Source organism: Streptomyces aculeolatus (assembly GCF_020400605.1).
GTDB lineage: Bacteria > Actinomycetota > Actinomycetes > Streptomycetales > Streptomycetaceae > Streptomyces > Streptomyces aculeolatus.
Genome location: NZ_JAINRD010000007.1, coordinates 53,147 through 77,595, shown reverse-complemented (window position 1 = coordinate 77,595; position 24,449 = coordinate 53,147). Strand labels below are relative to the sequence as shown.

General features: G+C 74.3%; 18 protein-coding genes. 8 read left to right on the top strand and 10 right to left on the bottom strand.

Annotation, left to right across the window (positions count from 1 at the left end):
* Positions 1-41: 41 nt before the first annotated feature.
* Positions 42-608 (bottom strand): 2-oxo-4-hydroxy-4-carboxy-5-ureidoimidazoline decarboxylase, encoded by a 567-nt coding sequence (locus tag LG396_RS14735; RefSeq protein ID WP_225795118.1) that lies wholly within the window; start codon positions 606-608, stop codon positions 42-44.
* Between the two features lie 167 nt (positions 609-775).
* On the opposite strand from LG396_RS14735, the gene LG396_RS14730 reads away from it, so the two are divergent.
* Positions 776-2,584 carry a beta-N-acetylhexosaminidase gene (locus LG396_RS14730; protein WP_225795117.1) on the top strand — a complete coding sequence of 603 codons (1,809 nt, stop codon included), beginning with the start codon at positions 776-778 and terminating at the stop codon, positions 2,582-2,584.
* Positions 2,585-2,746: 162 nt separating this feature from the next.
* Here the strand turns inward: LG396_RS14730 and LG396_RS14725 are convergent, their stop codons facing one another.
* Positions 2,747-5,440 (bottom strand): N-acetylmuramoyl-L-alanine amidase, encoded by a 2,694-nt coding sequence (locus LG396_RS14725; RefSeq protein ID WP_225795116.1) that lies wholly within the window; start codon positions 5,438-5,440, stop codon positions 2,747-2,749.
* A gap of 616 nt (positions 5,441-6,056) precedes the next feature.
* On the opposite strand from LG396_RS14725, the gene LG396_RS14720 reads away from it, so the two are divergent.
* The 3 genes from LG396_RS14720 (at position 6,057) to LG396_RS14710 (ending at position 8,893) form a co-directional block, all read left to right on the top strand.
* On the top strand, positions 6,057-6,701 hold the full coding sequence (locus LG396_RS14720; protein WP_225795115.1) for an RNA polymerase sigma factor: 645 nt from the start codon (positions 6,057-6,059) through the stop codon (positions 6,699-6,701).
* Positions 6,701-7,873: a hypothetical protein gene (locus LG396_RS14715; protein ID WP_225795114.1), complete on the top strand. Its 1,173-nt coding sequence runs from the start codon at positions 6,701-6,703 to the stop codon at positions 7,871-7,873. Before LG396_RS14720 ends, LG396_RS14715 begins: the two co-directional genes overlap by 1 nt.
* Before the next feature lie 258 nt (positions 7,874-8,131).
* On the top strand, positions 8,132-8,893 hold the full coding sequence (locus LG396_RS14710) for an RNA polymerase sigma factor (protein ID WP_225795113.1): 762 nt from the start codon (positions 8,132-8,134) through the stop codon (positions 8,891-8,893).
* 274 nt (positions 8,894-9,167) lie between these two features.
* On the opposite strand, the gene LG396_RS14705 is transcribed toward LG396_RS14710, so the two are convergent.
* Positions 9,168-10,076, bottom strand: coding sequence for a L,D-transpeptidase family protein (locus LG396_RS14705; RefSeq protein WP_372483504.1), 909 nt, complete (start codon positions 10,074-10,076; stop codon positions 9,168-9,170).
* A gap of 300 nt (positions 10,077-10,376) precedes the next feature.
* On the opposite strand from LG396_RS14705, the gene LG396_RS14700 reads away from it, so the two are divergent.
* Positions 10,377-11,957 carry an acyl-CoA mutase large subunit family protein gene (locus LG396_RS14700; protein ID WP_225795111.1) on the top strand — a complete coding sequence of 527 codons (1,581 nt, stop codon included), beginning with the start codon at positions 10,377-10,379 and terminating at the stop codon, positions 11,955-11,957.
* 135 nt (positions 11,958-12,092) lie between these two features.
* Positions 12,093-12,803 carry an HAD family hydrolase gene (locus LG396_RS14695; protein WP_225795110.1) on the top strand — a complete coding sequence of 237 codons (711 nt, stop codon included), beginning with the start codon at positions 12,093-12,095 and terminating at the stop codon, positions 12,801-12,803.
* A 7-nt stretch (positions 12,804-12,810) separates the two neighbouring features.
* Here the strand turns inward: LG396_RS14695 and LG396_RS14690 are convergent, their stop codons facing one another.
* Both LG396_RS14690 and LG396_RS14685 read right to left on the bottom strand, forming a co-directional pair.
* Positions 12,811-14,007, bottom strand: a complete 1,197-nt coding sequence (locus LG396_RS14690) for a macrolide family glycosyltransferase (protein ID WP_225795109.1) — start codon at positions 14,005-14,007, stop codon at positions 12,811-12,813.
* 109 nt (positions 14,008-14,116) lie between these two features.
* Positions 14,117-14,755, bottom strand: coding sequence for a CatB-related O-acetyltransferase (locus tag LG396_RS14685; RefSeq protein WP_225795108.1), 639 nt, complete (start codon positions 14,753-14,755; stop codon positions 14,117-14,119).
* 196 nt (positions 14,756-14,951) lie between these two features.
* Here LG396_RS14685 and LG396_RS14680 point away from each other — a divergent pair, with 196 nt between their 5' ends.
* Both LG396_RS14680 and LG396_RS14675 read left to right on the top strand, forming a co-directional pair.
* Positions 14,952-15,557, top strand: coding sequence for a TetR/AcrR family transcriptional regulator (locus LG396_RS14680; RefSeq protein ID WP_372483511.1), 606 nt, complete (start codon positions 14,952-14,954; stop codon positions 15,555-15,557).
* A gap of 1,384 nt (positions 15,558-16,941) precedes the next feature.
* Positions 16,942-17,757: an SAM-dependent methyltransferase gene (locus LG396_RS14675; protein ID WP_225795106.1), complete on the top strand. Its 816-nt coding sequence runs from the start codon at positions 16,942-16,944 to the stop codon at positions 17,755-17,757.
* A gap of 136 nt (positions 17,758-17,893) precedes the next feature.
* On the opposite strand, the gene LG396_RS14670 is transcribed toward LG396_RS14675, so the two are convergent.
* The 5 genes from LG396_RS14670 to LG396_RS14650 form a co-directional block, all read right to left on the bottom strand.
* Positions 17,894-19,135, bottom strand: coding sequence for an amidohydrolase (locus tag LG396_RS14670; protein ID WP_225795241.1), 1,242 nt, complete (start codon positions 19,133-19,135; stop codon positions 17,894-17,896).
* A gap of 119 nt (positions 19,136-19,254) precedes the next feature.
* Complete coding sequence (locus LG396_RS14665) at positions 19,255-20,373, bottom strand: hypothetical protein (RefSeq protein WP_225795105.1); 1,119 nt, start codon at positions 20,371-20,373, stop codon at positions 19,255-19,257.
* Positions 20,370-21,320, bottom strand: a complete 951-nt coding sequence (locus LG396_RS14660; RefSeq protein ID WP_225795104.1) for an N-acetylneuraminate synthase family protein — start codon at positions 21,318-21,320, stop codon at positions 20,370-20,372. Before LG396_RS14660 ends, LG396_RS14665 begins: the two co-directional genes overlap by 4 nt.
* 47 nt (positions 21,321-21,367) lie before the next feature.
* Complete coding sequence (locus LG396_RS14655) at positions 21,368-22,711, bottom strand: acylneuraminate cytidylyltransferase (RefSeq protein WP_225795103.1); 1,344 nt, start codon at positions 22,709-22,711, stop codon at positions 21,368-21,370.
* Between the two features lie 104 nt (positions 22,712-22,815).
* On the bottom strand, positions 22,816-24,153 hold the full coding sequence (locus LG396_RS14650; protein WP_308190104.1) for a DUF6716 putative glycosyltransferase: 1,338 nt from the start codon (positions 24,151-24,153) through the stop codon (positions 22,816-22,818).
* Positions 24,154-24,449: the final 296 nt, after the last annotated feature.

Sequence of the window (24,449 nt, the reverse complement as noted above, 5' to 3'; positions counted from 1 at the left end):
GCGGCCGGTTCCGCCGCGGGGCGCGTGGCGCGAATCCGTTGTCAGGTACGGGGCAACCCGGCACCCGGGGCGAGGAGCCGGGTGAGGCGGGCGCGGGCCCGGCGGCGGAGTTCGTCGGCGGCGACGAGGCGTTCCTCGTCGGGTTCGTTGCCGAGGCGGGTGCGGATGGCGGCCAGGGTGCGGTCCAGGCGCTCGTCCTCGGGGCAGTCGTCGAGGCACAGGACGAAGCAGTGGCCGAAGCGGCTCTCGTACGCGGCGTGCGCCGCCCGCAGCGCCGTCCGCTCGGCGGGGCCCGCGGCGGGGGGCAGGGCCGTCGCCTCGTCGGTCAGCGCGCCCGCGACGGCGCCGGGGGCCAGGTCGTAGCTGGCCTCGTCGGCGGCGGCGAGCAGGGCGTCGAGGTCGGGGTACGGGCGGTGGGCGGTGAGGCGGCGGGCCCAGTGCCGGTCGTCGAGGCAGCCGAGGAGCGCCTGCTCGGCGTCCGGGGCGGGGGCCGCGTTGAAGTCCGCCAGGCGGACGGGGTCGGCGGCTGGAGGGGCGGCGCGGGTCGCACGGGGGGCGGGTGTCGGCAGGGTGGCTCCCTGGGGCGTGCCGGGTGCGCGGTGGCGCACCGGGGACGGTTACGGTCGAACAGCGCTGCGCCACGCTAACGGCCGGAACCGAACGTTCCGGTGGCGGCGGCCGAGTGTTCACCCGTATGAGGAGGTTTGCCGGGAGCGAGTCGACGGAGTCCTGATCACCCCACGCGCTGCCGTGGTCCCCCGGGAGGTCCCCACCCATGCGATTCCCGCCGCGTACGCCCCGCCCGCCGCGCCGGTCCCCCGCCGGCCGGCACGCCCGCAGGCCCGACGGCCGCCCCGCCGGGCCGCTCCGCGCCCTGCGGGGCCCCCGGCGCGCGCTGTACTGGGCGCTGGCCACCGCGCTGGCCACCGCCGCCGTCCTCCTCGCGCTGCGCCCCGTACTCGACGGCGGGGACGGCGACGGCGGCCCCGAGCGCGGCGCCGCCGCCCACCGCAGCGCGCAGGACGGCACGGCCGCGCCCACCGCCGGAGGCGACCGCACCGACGCGTCCCGCGCCGACCGCGCGAAGCCGCTCCCCGACCCCCGCACCATCCCCGCCGTCCGCTCCTGGGAGCGCGCCGGGGGCACCGGCTGGCGGCCCGCGGAGCGGGCCCGCGTCGTCGCCGAGGACGCCGAGCTGACCGACGAGTCCATGCGCCTCGCCGGCGAACTCGGCATGCGCTACGCGGACGACGACGGCGGCAGCGGGGGCGGGGACGACGGGAACGGGGACGGCGACGACGGCGGGGGCACCGCGCTCGGGCAGCTCCCGGGCGACGTCCGCCTCCGCGTCGAACCCGGCCGCGCCGGCGGCCCCGAGGCGTACCGCATCGACGTCGCCGACGGCCGCGCCACCGTCACCGCCGCCACCGACACCGGCGTCTTCTACGGCACCCGCACCCTCCTCCAGGCCGCCCGCGCCGACGGCGGCGTACCGCCCGGCCGCATCGACGACCGGCCCGACCGGCCGCAGCGCGGGTTCATGGTCGACATCGCCCGCAAGCACTTCAGCGCCGCGTGGCTGTCCGACCGCGTCCGGGAGATGGCCGACCTCAAGCTCAACCAGCTCCACCTCCACCTCTCCGACGACCAGGCGTTCCGGATCGAGAGCGACAGCCACCCCGAGGTGGTCTCCGAGCCGCACCTCACCAAGGCCGAGGTCGGGGACATCGTCGAACTCGCCGCCGACCTGCACATCACGGTCATCCCCGAGATCGACTCCCCCGGCCACCTCGGCGCCGTCCTCGGCGCCCACCCCGGCCTCCAGCTGAAGACCCCCGAAGGCACCCCGGTGGAGGGGGCGATCGACATCTCCAAGCCGCGCGCGGCCCGGCTCGTGGACGACCTGCTGACGGAGTACGCGCGGCTCTTCCCCGGCCCGTACATGCACATCGGCGGGGACGAGTACGTCGCGCTGATGTCCAGCGATCCCGAGGCCCGCTACCCGCACCTGGCAGCCGCCGCCCGCGACCGCCACGGCGCGGGCGCGGCCGTTGCGGACCTCAACGCCGACTGGCTCAACGAGCGGGCGGACACGGTCAAAAAGCAGGGCAAGAAGGTCAAGGCGTGGAACGACGGCTTCATCCCGGGCGCGAAGACCGGCCCCGACCGGGACCGGGAGGTCGAGTACTGGACGGGCAAGGAGGCGTTCGCGCGCGACCCGCAGGCGTTCCTGGAGGACGGCCGCCGGCTGGTCAACCTCAACGACGAGTACCTGTACTACGTCCTGGGCGAGCCCAACGACTTCACGTACCCCACGGGCGAGCGGATCTACGAGGAGTGGACTCCCGCGGTGCTGCGCGGCACCCGGCCGGTGCCGAAGCGGCTGGCGGGGCCGGAGAAGGTGCTGGGCGCCCGTTTCGCGGTGTGGGGGGACGTCGCCGATGCCCAGACACCGGGGCAGATTGCGAAGGGCGTCAGGCTGCCGCTGGCGGCGCTGGCGCAGAAGGTGTGGGATCCGCGCGAGCCGCGGCTGGCGTGGGGGGAGTTCGCGGACCTGGCGCGGGTGGTGAGGGACGGGGGCTGAGGGCGCACGGGGAGGGGCGGCCCGGCCGCGTACGCCGCGGGTCCGCGGCCGTGCGCCGCGGACCCCGGCCCGTACGGGACCTGCCGCCGCGCGTACGTACGAGGGGCCGCCCGGCTTCCGCGGGACGGCCCCTCGCCGGCGGAGGTGCCGGGTGTCAGCGCCTCACGGCGCCAGTTCCACCCCCAGCCGGCCCGCGGCGGGCGTGCCCAGCGCGGACTTGCCGTAGTACACGGCGCCCGACGCCGATACGCCCTGGCTGCCGCTGTCGAGCTGGAGCAGCGTGCCGTCGTAGGCGTCCTCGCCGATCACGCCGATGACGAGGTCGGCCCGCCCGTACCCGGACAGGTCCGCCAGCACCACCGACGAGCCGAGCCGGTCGCCCTTCTCGCTGACGCCGCTGATCCCCGAGGTGTCCTGGTGGTACGCCTTCGGCGAACCGGACGCCGTCGACAGCCCCGCGGAGCCGCCGCGCAGCAGCAGGGACGTGCCGGCGTCGGCGCGGTTGGCGCCGTCGCGGGTCATGTCCTCGCGGTAGACGCCGGCGAGGACGTCGGCGTAGCCGTTGGCGTCCACGTCGCCGACGGCGACGGAGAAGCCCATCGCGTCGCCGGCCTCGGACGCGCCCGGCACCGAGCCGGTGCCCTGGTGGACGATCTGCTTGCCGGTCGTGGTCAGCCCGTTCGCGGAGCCCTTCAGCAGCGTCACCTGGCCGCCGGTGTTGGCCGACGACTCGCCCGGGAAGGGCTGGCCGACGACGAGGTCGGCGAAGCCGTCGCCGGTGACGTCCCCGGTGGCCACCGAGCGGCCGCCCGGCACCCCGAGGTTCGCGGTGGTGTCCAGCCCGACCGGGGTGCCGCGCAGGATGTCGAGGCGCGCCTTGCCGCTCGGGTCGCGGTAGGTGATCGCCGCGTCGTCGTAGCCGTCGCGGTTGAAGTCGCCCACGGCGGCGTCCTGGTAGCCCACCGTCTCGTACGGGAACGAGCCCTCGCGGCCGTTGCCGTTCAGGTCGTGCGTGGCCCACGCCTCGGCGCCGACGCCGAGCACCTCGTCACGGCCGTCGCCGTCGAAGTCGCCCGCGGCGACCGCGGAGCCGAACTTGGCGCCGGTCGGCGAGAAGCCGTCGCCGAGGACGAGGTTCTGCCCGGAGTCGAGCCCCGGCCCGTACAGGACGGTGATCACGCCGGCGTCGGCGTGGCCGGTGGCGTCGTCCTTGTTCGGGGCGCCCACGAGGAGGTCGGCGATGCCGTCGTTGTTGACGTCGCCCCACTCGGTGTCGGTGCCCCAGGCGTCGCCGGCCGCGGCCGTGCCGGGCACGCCGGTGCTGTTCTGGGTGATGCTGCGCTTGGCGCTCGCCACCGGGCCGTTCTCGCCGCCGGGGACGACGAACACCGCGCCGGAGCCGGTCTTCCCGCCGCCGTTGGCCCGCGGGGTGCCGGCGACGAGGTCGCCGCGGCCGTCGCCGTTGAAGTCCCGGGTGGGCAGGGCGTGCGAGGCGCCGGGGGCGGCGGCGCGGGCGCGGATCTGGCCCAGCTTGGCGTACAGCCGGTCGCCGGGGCAGGCGGTGACGTTGACGTCCGCGTCCGCGCCGTCCGGGCGGAACCTGCCGTCCTTGTGGCCGGCGATGTTCTTGATGGTCTTAGGGGCGCCGGCGGGGATGAAGTTGTCGTCCGCGTCGAGCTTCATGGGCGTCAGCGACGTGCTGCCGGTGGGGCTCACGCCGTACTGGCCGAGCTTCCATGCGGCGATGCGCGAGACGGCTTCCAGCGCGGGCTGCGAGGGGTGGCCGAAGGTGTGGTAGTCGCCGAGGACGGAGATGCCGGTGGAGTGGCTGTTGAAGTTGAGGGTGTGCGCGCCCAGCACCGGCTGGTCGATGCCGCCGGCGCGGCCCTCGAAGATGCGGCCGCACTTGTCGACGAGGAAGTTGTAGCCGACGTCGTTCCAGCCGTTCTCGTTCACGTGCATGAGGAAGATGCCGCGGACGAAGGCGGCGGACTCGGCGCACGAGTAGTTCACGGCCTGCGCGGTGTGGTGCACGAACGCGGCCTTGATGCCGTCGGGGTTGTACGTCGGCGGGTCCTCGACCAGCGACTCGTCGGCGCCCCAGCCGGCGCGGCGGATCACCGGCGGCGGGGTGACGGGCGAGTCGGGCGCCGGGCCGGGGTCGGCCTGGGTGACCGCGGCCGCGGGGGCCATGTCGGCGGCGTACGAGGACGCGGACCAACCCGCGGCGGACTCCGGCGCGCTCACCGCGGCCGCCTGCGCGACCGGTGCCGTCTCCGTGCCCGCCTCGGTGCCGACGCCGGCGGCCTGCGCCTCGTCGGCCTCCTCCTGCGTGACACCGGGGTCGACGAGGGCGACCTCCATGCCGGCGGGCAGCGGCGTGCTGGTGCCGTCCTCGCGTACGACCCGCGCCTCCACGCCGTCCGACGGGCCGACCCAGAGCGGCTCGGTGCTGCCGCGCATGCCGGCGGTCAGGTCGTCGGCGGACGGGCCGCCGTCCGTGCTGAGGGTGCGCCAGTCGCTCCAGGTGCCGGTTTCGGCCGAGCGCGTGCGCACCTCGGCGGCGCCGTCGAGGTCGCGGCGCTCGTTGCTCCAGGAGATGCCGACCATGGAGAACTGCTCGGTCCCGGTACGGTCCACCTCCTTCCGGGCGCCGTCACCGGTCAGGTCGACGCCGTGCACCGCCGGCTTGCGCGGCTCCAGCCCGGCCGCCGCCGGGTCGCCGGAGCCGGAGCCGGGGTCCGCCACGGCGACGGTGATCACGCCGGCGCCGCCGAGCACGACCGCGCCCAGGGTCAGCCAGGCACGTCTGCGCAGGCTCAGCGGCCGGTACGCATGGGATCTACGCGGACTCACATTCCGCCCCTTCGGTTCTCGCGTGGGACGTTCGCTCACGCTTGACATCCGTACAGCGCCGCGGGGTTCGAAAACGTGTCAGTCCCGCCCTGACCGGCACAAAGAAGACGGCCGGAGCCGCTACCCCCCACAGGAGCTGCTCCGGCCGTCGGCCTCAGTCGCGGTGCCCGTTCCGGCCCGCTGTATTACTCAGCGCCAGAGGGCCCGGAAATGTCACAGCCCCCCGTCCGCGCGTGCCCGCGAGCCCGTGCGCGGAGCCCCGCCGGGGTCCCGCCGGGCCCCCGCCGGGCCCCCTCCCGTGCGGTCGCCGGGCCGGTGCCCGGCCCCGGCGGAGCCCCGGTCCTGCCCCGGCGGAGCCCCGGTCCTGCCCGCGCCGAAGACCCGTCGAGCCCCTGTCGGGCCGCCGTCCAGCCGCCGCCGGTTCCTCATGCGACCGGGTGGGGAGTGTCCGGGTGTGTTGCGAAGGGACCGCCACCGCCGTAGCGTGCACCTCGCGCCGACCTGGCGCACAGACATTCGTTCGACCATCGCTCGACGGTCCGCCCAGATCCGGGGGTGCTCCGCAGATGTGTCCGCGTGTACTGCGTCTCCCGGCGCCACGGACCGACTGACCACCGTGCAGGGGGAATACGCGGAAGACGCCGCGCTGTCCGGCGCGGTGCACGCTGCCCAGCGTGGTGACGAGGCAGCGTTCCGCATCGTGTTCCGGACGGTGCACCCACGCCTGCTCGGATACGTGCGCAGCCTCGTCGGCGACGGCGACGCCGAGGACGTGACCTCCGAGGCGTGGCTGCAGATCGCCCGCGACCTCGGCTCGTTCAGCGGGGACGCCGACCACTTCCGCGGCTGGGCCGCACGCATAGCGCGCAACCGCGCGCTCGACCACGTACGCATGCGCTCCCGCAGGCCCGTCGCCGGCGGCGACGAGACCGAACTCGCCGACCGGCCCGCGGCCTCGGACACCGCGGAGGAGGCGATCGAGGCACTCGGTACGGGCCGCACGATGGCCTTCATCGCGCGGCTGCCCCGCGACTACGCCGAAGTCGTGGTGCTGCGCGTGATCATGGGACTGGACGCCAAGCGCACCGCCGAGGTCCTGGGCAAGAGCCCGGGCGCGGTGCGTACGGCGGCACACCGCGGCCTCAAGCAGTTGACCGCGCTGATCGAGAGGCCGCAGGAAGAGGGGGACGTTCCGCCCGGGGAAGGGCAGCAGCCTGGCGGTGTGACGCAATCGGCCGCGCGGACGCTTAAGGAAATGTGATGGTGGACGACCGGTACGGCTGGCTCGACGAGGACGTCGCGGAGCGACTGCTTCGCGGGGAGCCGCTCGACTTCGCGGACGGCAGCGGCCGGCGAGGGCGTAAGCGCTGGTCGCCGGAGGACCGGGCCGCGGCCGAGCGGTTGGCCGCCGTGCTGGCGCGGGTGGCCGAGTCCGGGCAGCCGGACGCGAACGGCCGGGCCCCCGGGGAGCAGGCCGCGCTGGCGGCGTTCCGGGCCGCGCAGGAGAGCCCGAGTCCAGCGTCGGCGGCGGAGTTCGCCGCCGAGTCGCCGTTCGAGACGCGCCGCGGACGGCGCCGCTCCGGCGTCGTGCAGCGGCTGCGGTCGCTGCGGCTGAGCGTGGTGGGCGCGGTGGCGGCGTGTGCGCTGGGCGGGGTCGCGGTGGCCTCCACCGCGGGTGTGCTGCCGGCGCCGTCGTTCATCCAGGACACCGGTGGCAACAACCGGTCGCCGAGCGTGGGCGCCACGTCGTCGGCGCAGACCCCCGGCGGCGAGAAGGAGGACGGCTCCGCCGCCGGGGGCGGCAAGGGGTCGGACAAGGACGGAAAGCACAAGGACTCCGGCAAGGACGGCAAGGACACCAAGGGCCAGGGCGGCGGTACGGACACGGACCTGCCGGGGCGCGATGTCATCGGCGACATCCGGGGTGACGAGCCGCCGAACATGGCGGACGCGGACTCCGTGCTCGACGAGCTGTGCCGCGACTACCTCGCCGCGCAGGCCGGTACGGGCACGATGCCCGGCCAGGGCCGGCTGCGCGTCCTGGAGCAGGCGGCCGGTTCGCCGGAGGCGATGGCCTCGTACTGCTCGAACCGGCTGGGCACGAGCGTGGGTACGCCGGGCGGCGCCACCGGCGGCGGCACCGGCGGCTCCACGGGCGGCTCCTCCGGGGGCAGCACGGGCGGCGACACCGAGGAGCCGACGAGCCCGAGCCCGTCGCTGCCGACCGACCCGGGTACGGACCCGGGCGGCACCGGCGGGGACAGCGGCGGCGACACCGACGGCGGCAGCGAGGACGGCGGCAGCAGCGAAGGCCCGCCGCAGGAGGGCCCGTCGCCGAACCCGAGCGCCAACATCTCGGAGTCACCCGTACCGGAACCCTCGGCGACGGGCACCGCCTCCGAGCCGGCGCCCGAGGAGCCGGCCACCGGCTGACACCCGCGGCCCCGCTCCTCCCAGCTCCCCGCTCCCCGCTCCCCCGCAAGTCGCCCGCCGGATCGGCCTTTTGTCCCGTTTCACCCGGAGCCGGACACGTGAGCCCGAAGCGGTCTCCTGCCTATACAGGAGGAATGTGGGGGTGCTCACGTCAAACGCCCATGATGTCTGGCATTGTTGCACTGTTCTGTTCGATTCCGGGTGTGGCTGGGGCAGCGGCCTGACGGAGAGCGCGCGGGGGCGCGGGCACGGTGCACAGTGCCGCAGGCCGATCACGAGGCGCACAAGGTGGGGGAAAACGACAGACCGGCGGCCGCACGGGCGGCCCCGGGACACAAGGTTGCGGACGAGGACCTCCAGCCACTGGTCCTCCGCGCCCAGAACGGCGACGAGGAGGCGTTCACCGCGCTCTACCGGCGGCTCCAGCCGGTACTGCTCGCGTATCTGCGCGGCGTGGTGGGCGACGACGCCGAGGACGTGGCCGCCGACGCCTGGCTGGTGATCGCGCGCGACCTGGGCAGGTTCCGCGGCGACGGCCCGTCGTTCCGCGGCTGGACGGTCACGGTCGCCCGGCGCCGCGCGCTCGACCTGCTGCGCCGCGAACGCCGCCGCCCGCAGGGCGTGCTGCTCGACGAGGGGCTCCACGACCTGCCCGCGGAGCGCGCGGCCGAGGACCACGCGCTGGAGTCGATGGGCACCCGGCAGGTGCTCGGGCTCATCTCCAAGCTGCCCCGGGACCAGGCGGAGGCGGTGCTGCTGCGCACGGTGGCGGGGATGCGCGCCACCGACGCCGGGAAGGTGCTCGGCAAGCGGCCGGGCGCGGTGCGTACCGCCGCCCACCGCGGGCTGCGGCAGCTCGCCGAGCTGGTGGCGTCGGCGGGCTTTCGGGAGCGGAGCCCGGATTCGGAGAACACCGAGAGCCCGGAGAGCCCCGGGAGCCCCGCGAGCGCGGAGAATCCGGAGAGCGCGGAGAACCCGGAGGGCTCGGAGGAGCAGTTGAGGCTGGGCCTGGGCGCCTGAGAGGGGCCCTACGCACGCTGCGGTACGACACGTGGCGTACGGGTTGTGGAAGGCGGCCGGAAGAGGGGGGTGGCGCGGGCGGTGCTGGGGGAACGCAACCCGCCCGCGCCATATGCGCTGAGCCGCAGGTACGGGGGGAACCCCGGCCGAGCGCTGGGCCGATGACCAGTCGGCACATCACTTACAGCGTCGTCGGCGGAGAAAGTGTCACAGCCACAGCTCAGCCCCTGCGTACGGCGCGTACGGCACCGCGGACGCCGTACGCGCCGCGCGCTCAGTCGTAGACGACCACCTTGTCGCCGACGCGGACCTCCCCGAAGAGCTTCGCGATCTTCGCCTCGTCGCGCACGTTCACACAGCCGTGCGAGGCGCCGGCGTAGCCGTTGGCGGCGAAGTCCGCGGAGTAGTGCACCGCCTGGCCGCCGCTGAAGAACATCGCGTAGGGCATGGGGGTGTCGTAGAGCGTCGAGACGTGGTGCCGGCTCTTGAGAAAGACCTCGAACACGCCCTCGCGGGTCGGCGTGTACTGCGACCCGAAGCGCACGTCCATCGCCGCCAGCACCTCGCCGTCCTTCATCCACCGCAGGGTGTCGCTGCGCTTGCTCACGCACAGCACCCGCCCCTCGTTGCACCGCGGGTCGGGCTTCTCCATGGCCTGCGACGTCGGCGGGTACAGCTCGTCGCGCGCGGGCTCGTCCGTACGGGCCTTCAGCCGCTCCCACGTGACGACGTCGGTCTCGCCGGTGCGCGGCAGGCCCCGGTCCTCCTGGAACGCCGAGACGGCGTCGGCGGTGACCGGCCCGTAGTAGGCGGTGGGGCTCCGGTCGAAGACGCCCTCCGCGCGCAGCCGGGCCTGCAGCTCCCGTACCTGCTCGCTCTCGTCGCCCACGGCCATGAGCACCTCGGGGCCCTCGGGCGTCGGCTCCGGGGTGGGCGTCCTGGACGCCGACGCCTCGGCCTCGGGCTTCTTCTCCGGCTTCTTCTCCGGCTTCTCCTCGGACGGCGTGGCCGAGGGCTCCGCGGGCTCCTCCGACGTCGCCGGCGCCGCGCTCGACGGCGGCGCCGAGCGGCCCCCGCCGCCGGCCGCGTCCGCGGAGGCGGAACATCCCGCCGCGAGCGCCGCCGCGGCGGCAGCGAGCGCGACGGCCACGCGCATCGAACGGAGCTTCCTGTGAACGCTCATATGTGCTGGACGCAATTCGCCCGCCCCCCCGGTTCCCTCCCGCACGACGTCGAACGATTCTCTCCGACGCGGGGGCCCCTGCGGAACCCCGTAGCGCACTGTTGCCTCCCGGACACCTTGCGTTCGGCCGGCGGGCCGTTTCCAGGCGGCGCGCGGCCGGTCCCGGGCCGTTGTCGGCGGCGGAGCGTACGCTCGTGGCTACAGTCCGTGCAGACGCCGGGCTGCGGCACGGGGCTGCGGTTCCGTGCCGACGCGGAAGGCCGGAGAAGGCCGCGGAGGTCGGGGAAGGGCAGGGATCGCATGGCGCGCCACTCGGAGTCCGGCCTGCCGATCGAGCCGGTGTACGGGCCGGAGGCCCTGGCCGGCTGGCACCCGGAGGTGCGGCTCGGGGCACCCGGGGCGTACCCGTACACCCGCGGCGTCTACCCGACGATGTACACCGGCCGGCCGTGGACGATGCGCCAGTACGCGGGCTTCGGCACCGCCGCCGAGTCCAACGCGCGCTACCGCGACCTGATCGCCCACGGCACGACGGGCCTGTCCGTCGCCTTCGACCTGCCGACGCAGATGGGTCACGACTCCGACGCGGTCCTCGCGCGCGGCGAGGTCGGCAAGGTCGGCGTCGCCGTCGACTCGGTCGACGACATGCGGGTCCTCCTCGACGGCATCCCGCTGGACCGGGTGTCCACGTCGATGACGATCAACGCCCCGGCAGCGCTGCTGCTCCTGCTCTACCAGCTCGTCGCCGAGGAGCAGGGCGTGCCCGCGGCGCAGCTCACCGGCACCGTCCAGAACGACGTGCTGAAGGAGTACATCGCGCGCGGGACGTACATCTTCCCGCCGAAGCCGTCGCTGCGGCTGACCGCCGACATCTTCCGGTACTGCCGCGCCGAGATGCCGAAGTGGAACACCATCTCCATCTCCGGGTACCACATGGCGGAGGCGGGCGCCTCGCCCGCCCAGGAGGTCGCGTTCACGCTCGCGGACGGCGTCGAGTACGTGCGTACGGCGGTCGCGGCCGGCATGGGGGTGGACGACTTCGCGCCCAGACTGTCGTTCTTCTTCGTCTCCCGGACGACGGTGCTGGAGGAGGTGGCCAAGTTCCGCGCCGCGCGCCGCATCTGGGCGCAGGTGATGCGCGAGGAGTTCGGCGCGCGCGACCCCAGGTCGCTGATGCTGCGCTTCCACACCCAGACCGCCGGCGTCCAGCTCACCGCCCAGCAGCCCGAGGTGAACCTCGCCCGGGTCACGGTCCAGGCGCTGGCGGCGGTCCTCGGCGGCACGCAGTCGCTGCACACCAACTCCTTCGACGAGGCCATCGCGCTGCCCACCGACAAGTCGGCGCGGCTCGCGCTGCGGACGCAGCAGGTGCTGGCGTACGAGACGGACGTGACCGCGACCGTCGACCCGTTCGCCGGGTCGTACGTGGTGGAGACGATGACCGACGACCTGGAGGTGGCGGCGGTGGAGCTGATGCAGCGGGTCGAGGCCCAGGGCGGCGCGGTCAGCGCGATCGAGAACGGCTTCCAGAAGGGCGAGATCGAACGGAACGCGTACCGGATCGCGCAGGAGACGGAGTGCGGCGAACGGGTCGTGGTGGGCGTCAACCGCTACCAACTGGCCGAGGAGGAGCCGTACGAGCCGCTGCGCGTCGACCCGGAGATCGAGGCGCGGCAGGTGGAGCGCCTCGCCCGGCTGCGGGCGACGCGCGACGGGGACGCGGTGGAGGCGGCACTGGCGGAGCTGCGGACGGCGGCGGAGGGGACGGCGAACGTGCTGTATCCGATGCGGACCGCGCTGGCGGCGCGGGCGACGGTGGGCGAGGTGTGCGAGGCACTGCGGGGGGTGTGGGGGACGTACGAGCCGGTGAACGCCTTCTAGCGGCGCGACGGTCGTCGGGGCGGCGGTTGCTTCGGTGGCGGCGTTGCTTCGGTGGCGGCGGTGACCGGGCGTCCGCGAGTCGCCGCCGGGCTCCGGCCGATGGCGTACGGGGAAGGGATTCACCAGACTGGGCACGTGACGACTCGACCGGCCCCTCCCCCGGCGCTCCGCGCCGTCCTCTTCGACTCGGGCGGCGTCCTGATGCGGCCGATCGGCGGGCGCTGGAATCCCCGGGCCGACTTCGAGGAGACCGTCCTCGCCCACGCCCCGTCCGTCTCACCGCGGCAGTTCGCTGCGGCGATCGCCGCGGGTGACCACTTCCTTGCCGCCTCGGCCTCGACACCCGGCCGGGACGACTACCACCGGGTGCTGCTTCGCCACCTCGGCGTGGACCCGGCTCCGCGTCTCCTCGCCGACCTCCGCCGCGACGTTCCGCCGTCGGCGTTCCTGGAGACGTACCCGGACGTCGAGGAGACCCTCGTGGAGCTGAGCCGGCGGGGTGTGCGGATGGCCGTGGTGTCCGACGCCTGGCCCAACCTGCCGGATCTGCACGCCGCACTCGGGATCGGCCGGTTCTTCGAGGCGTACGCCGTCTCCGCCGTCCTCGGCTGCAACAAGCCCGATCCGCGCATGTACCACCACGCCAGCACCGCGCTGGGCGTCCCTCCCGGGCAGTGCCTGTTCGTCGACGACGACCCGGAGCTGGTCGCCGCGGCGATCGGACTCGGGTACGCGGGGCGGGCGCTGCGCCGGACCGGCCCCGCGGCGTCGGCGGTGCCCTGCGTCGGCTCGCTGACGCAGTTGCTGGATCTCTTTCCCGGCGATGCCTCCGAGAGGGGCAGGTGAAGCGTGATCAGGTGGGCCGGGCGGGTCGGAGGGCGGCGGGCAGCATGGTCTCGATGAGGTCGGCGGCGCGGTGCGTACCGCCCTCGGTGCGGGCCTCGGCCTGCAACCGCCGGGACCTGTCGGCCCGTTCCGGATCCGTCATCAGGGCGTCCAGCGCCGCGCGCAGGGTCTCGGCGGTGGCGTCGGCGGTGTCCACCCGGCGGGCGATGCCCAACTCCACGAGCCGGTCGGCGTTCATGAACTGCTCGGCGCCCTGCGGCACGGCGATCATGGGGACGCCCGCCAGCAGCCCCTCGCCGCAGCCGCCCATCCCGGCGTGGGTGACGAAGGCGTCGGCCTGCTCCAGGACGGCCCGCTGCGGGACCCAGGAGTGCACCTCGACGCTGCGCGGGACGGCGCCGAGTTCGCCCGGGTCGGTGTGCTTGCCGATCCCGAGGACGACGTGCCAGCCGGGCAGGTCGCCGAAGGCGGCGATGCACTGCCGGTAGAACTCCGGTTGACGGGTGTACGCGGAGCCGAGCGAGACGAGCAGCACCCGGTCGGCACCGGGCGGGCGGGTCCAGCCGTCCGGGTTCGTGTCGAAGCACGGGCCGACGAAGGTCACCGTCCCGGCGTCGACGCGGTCGGCGTTCGGCTGCATCGCCCGCGGGATGAGGGCGAGGGCGCGGCCGGGCGGCCCCGAGAAGGCGTCGACGTCCTTGGTCGTCGCCCCGCACTCGGCGAGCCACCGCGCGAACTTCGCCTGGTACGCGTCGGCGCCGGGCAGCTTCCGCAGGTGGGCGGCGACTTCCTCCTCGTAGCCGTCCCAGGCGACGAACGTCGGGGACAACTGGAGGAGGGGCCGGCCCTGCGCCTCGCCGAGGGCGCGGGCGGCGTAGGCGCCGATGTCGTAGAGGTACAGGTCGGCGGGATCGTCGTCGTAGGCGGCGTGCAGTTGGGGGAGGGCCTGGATGGCGTCGGCGAGGAAGAGGCCCGACGCGGCGATGGGGTCGGCGGGCCAGTCGTTGTCGGCGACGGGCAGCGTGGAGGTGCAGGGCACCAGTTCCGCGCCGGTGGGCTCGATGCGGTCGGCGATGAAGGGGTCGTTGGCGTAGGTGACGCGGTGCCCGCGGGCCACGAGTTCACGGATGACGGCGAGGCTGGGCAGGACGTGGCTGACGGCGGGAATGCCGACCATGGCGATGTGGGCGCGGCGAGGGGGCATGGGCGATCTCTCGTTTCCAGGTGGTGCGGTTCTGCGGGGTGTACACGCAGCCGACGGCCTACGGGGCTACGGGGCTACGGGGCTACGGGGACTACGCGATACACGCGATCTACGGGACAACGGCCTCCAGTTCGGCGACGGTACCGGCCATGATCGTCCGCACATGGGCGGTGATGTGCTCGACGGGCCAGTCCCACCACGCGACGGCGAGGAGCCGGGCGACGTCGGCGGCGTCGTAGCGCGTACGGATGAGACGGGCCGGGTTGCCGCCGACGATGCCGTAGTCGGGCACGTCACCGGTGACGACGGCCCCGGCGGCGACGATCGCCCCGTGGCCGATCCGTACGCCGGGCATGACCGTGGCGCCGTGCCCGAACCACACGTCGTTGCCGACGACGGTGTCGCCGCGGCCCGGCAGGCCGGTGATGAGGTCGAAGTGCTCGGCCCAGGAACCGCCCATGGTGGGGAAGGGGAACGTGGAGGGGCCGTCCATGCGGTGGTTGGCGCCGTTCATGAGGAACCGGGTGCCGGTGCCGAGGGCGCAGTACTTGCCGATGACGAGGCGCTCGGGGCCGTAGTGGTAGAGCACGTTGCGGGTCTCGAAGGCGGTGGGGTCGTCGGGATCGTCGTAGTAGGAGAAGTCCCCGGCTTCGATGAGGGGGGAGGTCAGGAGGGGCTTGAGGAGGACGACGCGCGGGTGGTCGGGCATGGGGTGGAGGACGGTGGGGTCGGCGGGAAGGGGCGGCATGGGAAGGACGGCTCCTGGTCTCGGTTAGTGCGACAACTGTAGCGTTAAGATGCTGACGCACCACTGGCCCGTTGATCAACCGAATTGCGGACTACCGATGACAGCCCAGAAGGCCACACCACCAGCGGACGGCGGCGGCCGGGGTCGCCGCCCGGGAGGGCGCACCGCCAGGGTCCGGGCCCAGGTCCTCGACGCGGTGCGCGCCGAACTCGCGGAGAACGGCCACGGAGAACTCACGATGGAGGGGGTCGCGACCAGGGCGGGAGTACACCGCGCCACGGTCTACCGCCGTTGGCGCGACGTGGGCGGCCTGCTCGCGGACGTGATCGACGCCGCCGGCGAGATGGACTGGCACCCGCCGGACACCGGCTCGCTGCGCGGCGACCTGACGGCGCTGAACGAGGAGATCCAGGAGTCGCTGACCGTACGCCCGTCCTTCGCCGTGGCGTTGATGGCGGCCTCGTACCACTCGGAACAGGCGGCGGAGGCGCAGACGCGGCTGTGGGAGGACCGGTACGGGCAGTGCGAGGCCGTGGTGGCGCGGGCGGCGGAACGGGGCGAACTCCGGGGGGACACGGACGCACGGGCCCTGCTGATAGCGGCGACGGCACCGGTGTACCACCAACTGGTACTGCTACGCGGGGCACCCGACCCGGGACTGCCGGAACGGGCGGCGGGGGCGGCGGTTTTGGCGGCGGCGGGGGGCGCGTTCGGGGCGGAGAAGCGGACCGAGGGCCGACAGGAAAGCCGAACCCCAAGGAAGAACCCCGCACACCCACCCAAGGGTATGCGCGTGAACTGACAACGCAGTCGGGTCGCTGGCGCGGTGGGCGGCTTTGACGCGCGCGTGGGCCGGGTGCGGGGTTTGCGGTTCCCCCGCGCCACCCCCCGATCTCCCCTCACGCCCACCCAAGGGTATGCGCCCGCTCTGACAACGAACCCGGGTCCCGGGCGAGGTCAGCGGGTCTGACGTGTGTGCGGGACGGGTGCGGGGGTTACGGCCGCCGGGGTGAGCGGTCGGTACGCGGAGTGGGCCCGGGTGCGGGGGCCTGGGGCCGGTGGGTGCGCGCGGGTGGGCAAAAGTCGGTTCGCGTGGGTGAATTGCGCTGGTTTGGCTGGCGGGTTGCCGGGAGTTCGTGCAGATAGCACCCACTCCGGACTGCTCGGGCGGTGGTCGGTGGCGGCTGGGGCGGGTTAGCGCATCCGGCTGGGCGAAAGTCGGGCCCTGCTGGGCGCTTTGTCCGGGTTTTGCACGCCGGTGCGGCGACTTTGTCTACGTTGCGTTCGCTGGGTGCGGTCTGGGCGGAGGCTGGCGTCGCTGGAGGTGTTGGGTGTGCGCAGGTGGGCGAAAGTCAGGGCGCATGGGCGATTTAGCATGTTATTGGGGGTGAGTTACCGCCGGTTACGACCAATCTCCTCCGGCGGGGCGCCGGCGGCAGTGGTGTGCCCAGCTCCGGTGGCCCGCCCCCGTCCGCGGGGACGCCTCGGTGATCGGGCAGTTCCGGCTCGGGTGGTCCGGCCCCCGTCCGCCGGGCTCTGCCTCCGTAGGCACGGCGTTCGGGTGCCCGCTCCCCCTGGGCCACCCTTAGCTGCCGGTCTGTCACGGGCCGGAGTCCGGGGTCAAGGGTGGGGCGAAGCCCCATCGCGCAGCGACGTTCCCGCAGCGAAGCGGAGGGAACGCCCTTGACGCCGGACGCAGGCCCACACTCAAAGAGCGGGGTGGCCCGGGGGGAGCCCCAGCGACACCGCCACTCCCCTCGCCGCATCCCCGGACACCGCCACACTCCGCGTACCAACCGCTCACCCCGGCGCCGTAACCCCCGCACCCGTCCCGCACACACGTCAGACCCGCCGACCTCGCCCGGGACCCGGGTTCGTTGTCAGAGCAGGCGCATACCCTTGGGCGGGCGTGAGGGGAGATCGGGGGGTGGCGCGGGGAAACCGCAAACCCCGCACCCGGCCCACGCGCGTCAGAGCCACCCACCGCGCCAGCGACCCGACTGAATTGTTAGAGCACGCGCATACCCTTGGGCGGGCGTGCGGGGAGATGGGGTCTGAACGCGCCGGTGGCCCGGCTGCGTTGTCAGAGCGGGCTCCTACCCTTGGGTGGGAGTGCGGGGAGGTGGGTGGGGTGGAGCTGGGAAATCGGTACCCCTGTGCTGCCGGGTCGTTCTAGCGTTCCGGGCATGTACCACTCCTCCTCCCCTCCCCGCCTCACCCGGCTCACCTTCCACGGCCCCCTCTCCGAGGACCGCGCCGTCCGGATGATCCGCCGGCTGTCCGCTCCACCCGTCCCCGCCTCCCCCGCCTCCCCTGACGACGCCCCTGGCTCCCCGACCGCCCCTGCCTCCGTCCTCGACATCGGCTGTGGCTGGGGCGAGTTCATGCTTCGCTTCCTTGAGGCCACCCCCGGCTCGACCGGTGTCGGCATCGACCTCAACGAGGAAGACCTCGCCCGCGGCCGCGCCGGCGCCGAGGCCCGTGGGCTCGCCGAGCGCGTACGGTTCGTCCGGGAGTCCGCCGTCGGCACAGCCCACGGTCCCGCCGACCTCGTCCTGTGCTTCGGCGCCAGCCACGCCCTCAGCGACGCCCCGCCCCCCGAGCACACCTCCGCCGCCCTGCACGCCCTCCGCCGCCTGGTCGCCCCCGGCGGCCGTGTCGTTCTCGGCGAGGGGATCTGGCAACGGCCTCCCACCACCGCCGAGTTGTCCGCCATGTGGCCGGACGCCTCCCCCACCGAGCACCTCGACCTCGCCGGCCTCGTCGACCTCGCCGTCGCCGCGGGCTTCCGGCCCGCCTGGATCGAGACCGCCGGCGACGACGAATGGGAGGACTTCGAGTCCGCCTACCAGTCCGACGTCGAGGAGTGGCTCGCCGCCCACCCCGACCATCCCCTGGCCGAGGAGACCCGCGACCGCGTCGACCGCCACCGCAGCATGTGGCTCCGGGGGTACCGCGGCGTGCTCGGCCTCGCCTACCTGACGCTCGTCCCCGTGCGCTGAGAGGCCGCAGAGGCCCCCAGAGGCCGCAGAGGCCGCAGAGACCCCGTAGGCCGCAGCTCCCCCGCGTCTCCTCTTTCGGCCGGCGCCGACGTGCATCGCGTAGCCAGGCTGCGAACCCGTGTCGCCGAGTCCGCCCCTACACCACCGCCCCCGCCCCCGCGTCCAGCAGCGCCGCCGCCGTGAACAGCTCGACCCCCACGCGGATCGCGCCCTCGTCCACGTCGAAGTCCCCCTGGTGCAGGTCCCGCGGCAGCCCCGTCTCCCCCACCGCCCGCACGCCCAGCCGCGCCAGCGCGCCCGGGACGTGCTCCAGGTACCAGGAGAAGTCCTCCCCGCCCAGGCTCTGTTCCGTCGTCTCCACCGACTCCGTTCCCCGCCGCGCCGTCATCGCGTTCGCCAGCAGCGCCGTCGTCGCCGGTTCGTTGACCACCGGCGGGACGCCGCGGACGTACGTGATCGCGGACTTCGCGCGGTGCATCGCCGCGACCTCGTCGACCGCCGCGTGGACCATGTCCGGGGCGCGGCGCCAGGTGTCCAGGTCCAGGCAGCGGACCGTGCCGGACAGCTCCGCGTGCTGCGGGACGACGTTGCAGGCGTGGCCGGCGTGGAGGCGGCCGAAGGTGACCGCCAGGCCCGCGCGGGCGTCCACGCGGCGGGACAGGAGCGCCGGTACGTCGGTGGCGACGCGGGCGGCGGCCGTGACCAGGTCGGTGGTCAGGTGGGGGCGGGCGGTGTGGCCGCCGGGGCCGTCGAGGGAGATTTCGAGGCGGTCGCAGGCGGACGTGATGGCGCCCTGGCGCAGGCCGATGCGGCCCACCTCCACGCGCGGGTCGCAGTGCACGCCGATGATCCGGCCCACGCCCTCCAGGACGCCCGCCTCGATGGCGTCGGTCGCACCGCCGGGCAGCACCTCCTCCGCGGGCTGGAAGATCAGCCGTACCGGGTGCGGCAGCAGGCCCTCGCGGGCCAGGCCGGCGAGGACGATGCCCGCGCCCAGGACGACGGCCGTGTGGACGTCGTGGCCGCAGGCGTGGGCGCGGTCCGGGACGGCGGAGCGGTACGGGACCGTCTTGGTGTCCGGGATCGGCAGCGCGTCGATGTCCGCGCGCAGCGCCAGCATCGGGCCGGGGGCCGTCCCGCCGTCCGGGATGCCGATGTCGCAGATCAGGCCCGTGCCCGCCGGGAGCACGCGGGGGGCGAGGCCCTCCTGCTCCAGCCGCTCCTTGATCGCGGCGGTGGTACGGAACTCCTGGTTGCCCAGCTCCGGGTGCATGTGCAAGTCCCGGCGGAACGCGATGAGTTCGGCGTTCAGCGGTGCCGGGAGCGCCCCGGGCAGCAGCGCGTCGGGGCCGGACTCGGGCTCTGCGTCACGGGACATCAGTCGGTTCACACTGTGAAGCGTACGGGGATCACCGGGGTCGCCGAGAAGGATCAACAAAATTTCAGCCCCGCGGGTGCATGACCGGCGTACGCGGTGGGTACACTCCGGCGCTCGCTTCAGACCGACGCCGCCGGTGCCCCCGACCACCCCGTGGCCGTCGCCGGGCCCACCGGCAGCCCGTCGACGCCCCGGCGCTCCCGGGCCGCCCCCGCCACCGACGACAGGAAGCCCTGCGCCCGCGGCGACGCCGTCTCCGTCAGCCAGCTCGCGTCGACCTCGCAGACCGCCACCTTCACGCCCGTACCCGCCAGGGCCAGCGGCAGCGTGTGCACCACCGTCGACGGGAAGCTGACGATCGTGCGGCCGATCGGGCCGCGGCGGGCGATGATCTCCAGCGGCAGGTCGGGGCGGACTATCTCCAGGCCGGTGTGCTGGTGCAGCCGGTGGAGCTTGTCGGCCCGCTCCCTGCGGTGCGCGAAGTAGCGCGTCGCGCCGTACACCTTGGTGAGCGACGCCACCGCCTCCAGGTACCGGTCGTGGTCCACCACACCGGTCTCCACCAGGGACGTACCGACGAGGTCCGTGGCCGCGCCGACGCTCGGCGGGCCGAAGCGGGAGCGGGTCCAGGCGAACTCGTTCGCCGTCACCTTCAGCCCCTCGGGCGGGTCCACCACGGGCATCGAGGTGAACACCTCCACCCGCGTGCCCGCCGCGCCGGCGCCCCCCGCGGGGGTCAGCCGGCGCCGCGCCGCGCTCGCGACCGGCGCGAACAGCATCCCCCGCGCGCCCCCGCCGCGCCCGCTGCGGTGCCAGCGGACGAACCGCTCCCCCCGCGCCAGCTGCGCCGTGAACTCCATCGTCGCCGTGCCGTCGTCCACGACGACGACCTCCCGCGCCTTGACGATGGTCAGCAGCGTCTGCACGTACCGCGAGAACGGGTCGCCCAGCACCACCCGCCGGGCCCGCCGCAGCGGGCGGGCCAGGCTCGTCATGGTGCGCAGCGGACCCGCGCCGCCGCGCGCCTCCTGCCAGCGGACCTCCAGGCCGTCGTCCATCGCCAGCTCCGCCATCCGGCGCAGCTGGCCGCGCGAGAGCGGCTCGGTGGGGGGCAGCACGACCACCGTCAACGGTATGACGGTCCCGCCCTGGTACGCCCACTCCAGCACGTTCAGCAGCTGGACCGGGCTCTCCACCAGGGCGACGGTCGTGCCGCCGCCGGCGGTGTCCTCGGTCATACCCCGACCGGCTCCTTCTCGGCTCCCGCCGCGTCCGACGCCTCGGCGGCCTCGGCGACGACTCCCTTGACCCGGCGCAGCTTCTTCATCGGCGCCAGCTCGCTGTCGTAGACCCGCTTCACGCCGTCGCCGAGGGACTCCTCGACCACGCGGATGTCGCGTACGAGCCGGGCCAGGCCCTGCGGCTCGACGGAGGCGGCCTGGTCGGAGCCCCACATCGCGCGGTCCAGCGTGATGTGCCGCTCGACGAAGACGGCGCCGAGGGCGACCGCGGCGAGCGAGGTCTGCAGGCCCGTCTCGTGGCCGGAGTAGCCGATCGGCACGTTCGGGAACTCCGCCTGCAGCGTGTGGATCATGCGCAGGTTCAGCTCCTCGGCCTTCGCCGGGTACGTGCTGGTGGCGTGGCACAGCAGAATGTTGTCACTGCCCAGCACCTCCACCGCGTGCCGGATCTGCTTCGGGGTCGACATGCCCGTGGACAGGACCACCGTGCGGCCGGTGGCGCGCATGGCGCGCAGCAGTTCGTCGTCGGTCAGCGAGGCGGAGGCGACCTTGTGGGCCGGCACGTCGAACTTCTCCAGGAAGGCGACGGCCTCGGGGTCCCAGGGGGAGGCGAACCAGTGGATGCCGCGCTCCTTGCAGTGCGCGTCGATCGCCCGGTACTCCTCCTCGCCGAACTCGACGCGGTGCCGGTAGTCGATGTACGTCATCCGGCCCCAGGGGGTGTCGCGCTCGATGTCCCACTGGTCGCGCGGGGTGCAGACCTCGGGCGTGCGCTTCTGGAACTTCACCGCGTCGCAGCCCGCCTCGACGGCGGCGTCGACGAGCGCGAGCGCGTTGCCGAGGTCGCCGTTGTGGTTGATGCCGATCTCACCCGTGACGTACACCGGCCGGCCGGGGCCGACGACGCGGTCGCCAAAGGTGCGGAAACGCTGGGTGGAGCTCATGCAGATCTGTTCCTTACTCTCCAGACCCTCGCGAGGGAGGGATCGGGCTACAGGGAGGGGCCGAGGATCCACGAGGCGATCTCGCGGATCGCTCCGTCGCCTCCGGGGGTGGACGTCACCGCACGCGCCGCGTCCCGCACGATCGCGTGGGCGCCGGCGACCGCGACGGGCCAGCCGACGAGGCCGAAGCACGGCAGGTCGTTCACGTCGTTGCCGACGTAGAGCACGCGCTCGGGCGCGATGCCCTCCTCCTCGCACCACTGCTTCAGTGCGATGTCCTTACGGTCGACCCCGTGCAGAACGGGGAGGTGAAGTTTGCGTGCCCGGGCGGCGACGACGGGGTTCTTTTCCGAGGAAAGGATGAGGAGCTTCAGCTCGGCGCGGCGCAGGGCGGCGATGCCGAGGCCGTCGCCGCGGTGGACGGCGACGAGTTCGCGGCCGTCGGCGTCGATGTAGACGCGGTCGTCGGTCTGGGTGCCGTCGAAGTCGAGGACGACGGCGTCGACGTCGCGGCGGGTGGGCAGCGAGCCGGGTCCCGGCACGTCGAGCAGGGGGGCCAGGGCGCGGGCGCGGGTCAGGTCGTCGGGCTCGTCGACCTCCAGGACGCGGGCGGCGTCGGTACGCACCGGGGCGGTGCGGCCGAAGAAGCGGTGGCGGTGCTCGCGGAACCCGGGGGTGCGCATGGCGTACGCGGCACCGGTCTCCAGCAGGTCCTGGGGCCGGTCCTGTCGCCGGGGGCGGTACGACTTGTCGTGGTTGACGCCGTAGCCCTGGGACAGGGCGGCTTCGACCGCCGGGGCCACCTTCGTGGGCGCGGCACCCGCCGCGGTACCCGTCGCCGCGGCCTTGGCCACGGCGGTCGCCTCCGCGACGGCCGGGGTCTTCGCCGCCGCGGGGGCCTCGGCGACGGCCGCGGCCTCCGCCTCGTCCGCCTCGTCGCGCCAGATGAAGCCGTGGAACGGGGCCACCGTCAGGGCGCTGTCCGCGCCCTCGTCCAGTACCGCCGCCGTGACGCCGTCGATGTCCGCGCCGGTCAGGAACGGGCTCGTGCACTGCACCAGCAGCACCGCCGCCATCGTCTCGCCGCAGCGCTCCTCGTGGGTGTCCAGCGCGTGCAGCACCGCCGCCTCGCTGGAGGCGGTGTCGCCGGCGATCTCGGCGGGGCGGCGGACGACCTCGGCGCCGGCCTCGCGGGCTACGGAGGCGATGGTGTCGTCGTCGGTGGAGACCACGACGTCGGTGACGAGCCGCGCCGCGAGGCACTGCCGTACCGCGCGGGCCACCAGCGGCACGCCGCCGACGCGGGCGAGGTTCTTGCCGGGTACGCCCTTGGACCCCCCGCGGGCGGGGATGACCGCGAGCACGCGGGCTGCGGACTCGGGCTGGGACATGGCGGCTCCTTGCTGAGGCGGGCCGGGGCGCGGCGAAGGTGCGGAGGTGCTGTCCGCCGGCGGGTGCGGGGGCGCGGGCCGGGGCGCGGCCGCGTGTACGTCGCTCACAGCGCCCCCATGCGGCGGATGAGGGGCGCGATGCGCTGGACGCCGCCCCGGTACGCGGCGCGCGCGGCCTTGCGCAGCAGCGTGCGCGCCCACCGGCGCAGCGGGCCCGGCTCGGCGGCGGAAGCGGCCTGCGGCAGCGGCTCGCCGGTGGGGGCCAGGCCGTGCCTGCCGAGGATCCGCGGCAGGTAGCCGCCCGCGGTCTCCGGCGTGTAGTACGGCGCCAGCGGCGGCAGCTGCGGGTCGGCGACCAGGGTGGCCAGGCGGGCCCTGGCGCGGTCGAAGGCGGCGTCGTACGGCTCGGCGGAGGCCGCGCCGGGGACGCCCTGGCGGGACAGCCACACGGGGTCGGGCTTGGGCAGGTGGCCGGCGTCGAGTTCGTCCCAGGAGGCGAGGCAGCCGGAGCCGAGGAAGTGGTGGTTGCCCAGCGGCTCGCGTACGCCCAGGTCGGTGAGGACGGCGGTGGGGATGCCGCGGTGCAGGGACTCCAGCGCGGCGGTGGAGCTGACGGTGACGAGGAGGTCGGTGCGGTCGAGGACCTCGCCCATGTTCCCGTAGACGAGGCGGCAGTTGGCGGGCAGTCCGCCGGGCAGCTTCTGGGCGAGCTTCTGGTACGGGGCCTCTTCGATGTGCGTCGTGTGCTCGCCCGGCCGGCTGCGCAGCTTGACGAGCACCTCCCGCTCCGGGTGCCGCTCGGCGTGCCGGGCGGCGCGGCGCAGCAGGTACAGGCGGTCCTCGCGGTTGTCGGGCACGGAGGGCTGGACGGCGAAGACGACGGTGTACGGGCGGTCGCCGCCGGCCGCCGCCGGGTCGTACGCCGCGCCGTCGAGGAACGGCAGCGCGCACTCCACGACGCTGTCCGGGGGGGCGCCGACGCCCTCGTAGACGGCGCGGAAGCGCTCGGCGTCCTGCCGGCTGTTGGCCAGCACGACGTCGGCGCCGTTGCGCAGGAGGAGGCCGTCGGAGAGCTTCTCGTACACGACGCCGACGTAGCCGGTGACGACCGCGGGGCGGCGCGCGGCGCCCTGCCAGGCGCGGGCGAGGCCGTGGAGCATGGCCTGCACGGTGCCGCCGACGCAGGACAGGAGCACGACGTCGTAGCGGTCGGGGCCGGCGGCGGCGAGGAACTCGACGGCCGTGACCTCCCTCATGGCGTCCGCGGTGACGCCGACCTCGGCGAGCTGGCGGGCTGTGGGTGTGGCCCTGCCGTGCAGCAGATACCCGTCGAGCACCGCCTCCGGGGCCATGCGGCGAGCGGTGAGCGCGCCCCATTTCCAGCGGGTGTCCGAGTCGGCGAGAACAGCGGTGCGAAGCTGTGACGGGGGGTCGTTGAGCACGCCGCCGACGGTAGGGAGGCATTCCGCTGGGTGGCCCAACACCGGCCGTACAAATGGTTAACAACACGCCGCCGAACGGCGAACCGGCCCGGGGGGGCGCGGCGTTCACCGTTCCGCCGCCCGGCGTTCACGCCCGCGTCGGGGAAGGGCAAGCCCGGGGCGCGGGCCGGCCTCTAGCATCGCCCGGATGCGTCAACTCTCCGTGATCGTTCCCTTCTCCCACGTGCGGGCCCGTACGTTCGCGGCCGTCGGGCTCCTCGGCGTCTGCCACCGGCGCGGCGCCGGGGCGCAGGTGG

Bases quoted from the DNA above. Each gene is read 5' to 3' on its own strand.
- LG396_RS14730 (WP_225795117.1), top strand. From the start codon at position 776: ATGCGATTCCCGCCGCGTACGCCCCGCCCGCCGCGCCGGTCCCCCGCC.
- LG396_RS14715 (WP_225795114.1), top strand. From the start codon at position 6,701: ATGGTGGACGACCGGTACGGCTGGCTCGACGAGGACGTCGCGGAGCGA.
- LG396_RS14705 (WP_372483504.1), bottom strand. From the start codon at position 10,076: ATGAGCGTTCACAGGAAGCTCCGTTCGATGCGCGTGGCCGTCGCGCTC.
- LG396_RS14700 (WP_225795111.1), top strand. From the start codon at position 10,377: ATGGCGCGCCACTCGGAGTCCGGCCTGCCGATCGAGCCGGTGTACGGG.
- LG396_RS14690 (WP_225795109.1), bottom strand. From the start codon at position 14,007: ATGCCCCCTCGCCGCGCCCACATCGCCATGGTCGGCATTCCCGCCGTC.
- LG396_RS14685 (WP_225795108.1), bottom strand. From the start codon at position 14,755: ATGCCGCCCCTTCCCGCCGACCCCACCGTCCTCCACCCCATGCCCGAC.
- LG396_RS14675 (WP_225795106.1), top strand. From the start codon at position 16,942: ATGTACCACTCCTCCTCCCCTCCCCGCCTCACCCGGCTCACCTTCCAC.
- LG396_RS14670 (WP_225795241.1), bottom strand. From the start codon at position 19,135: ATGTCCCGTGACGCAGAGCCCGAGTCCGGCCCCGACGCGCTGCTGCCC.
- LG396_RS14665 (WP_225795105.1), bottom strand. From the start codon at position 20,373: ATGACCGAGGACACCGCCGGCGGCGGCACGACCGTCGCCCTGGTGGAG.
- LG396_RS14660 (WP_225795104.1), bottom strand. From the start codon at position 21,320: ATGAGCTCCACCCAGCGTTTCCGCACCTTTGGCGACCGCGTCGTCGGC.
- LG396_RS14655 (WP_225795103.1), bottom strand. From the start codon at position 22,711: ATGTCCCAGCCCGAGTCCGCAGCCCGCGTGCTCGCGGTCATCCCCGCC.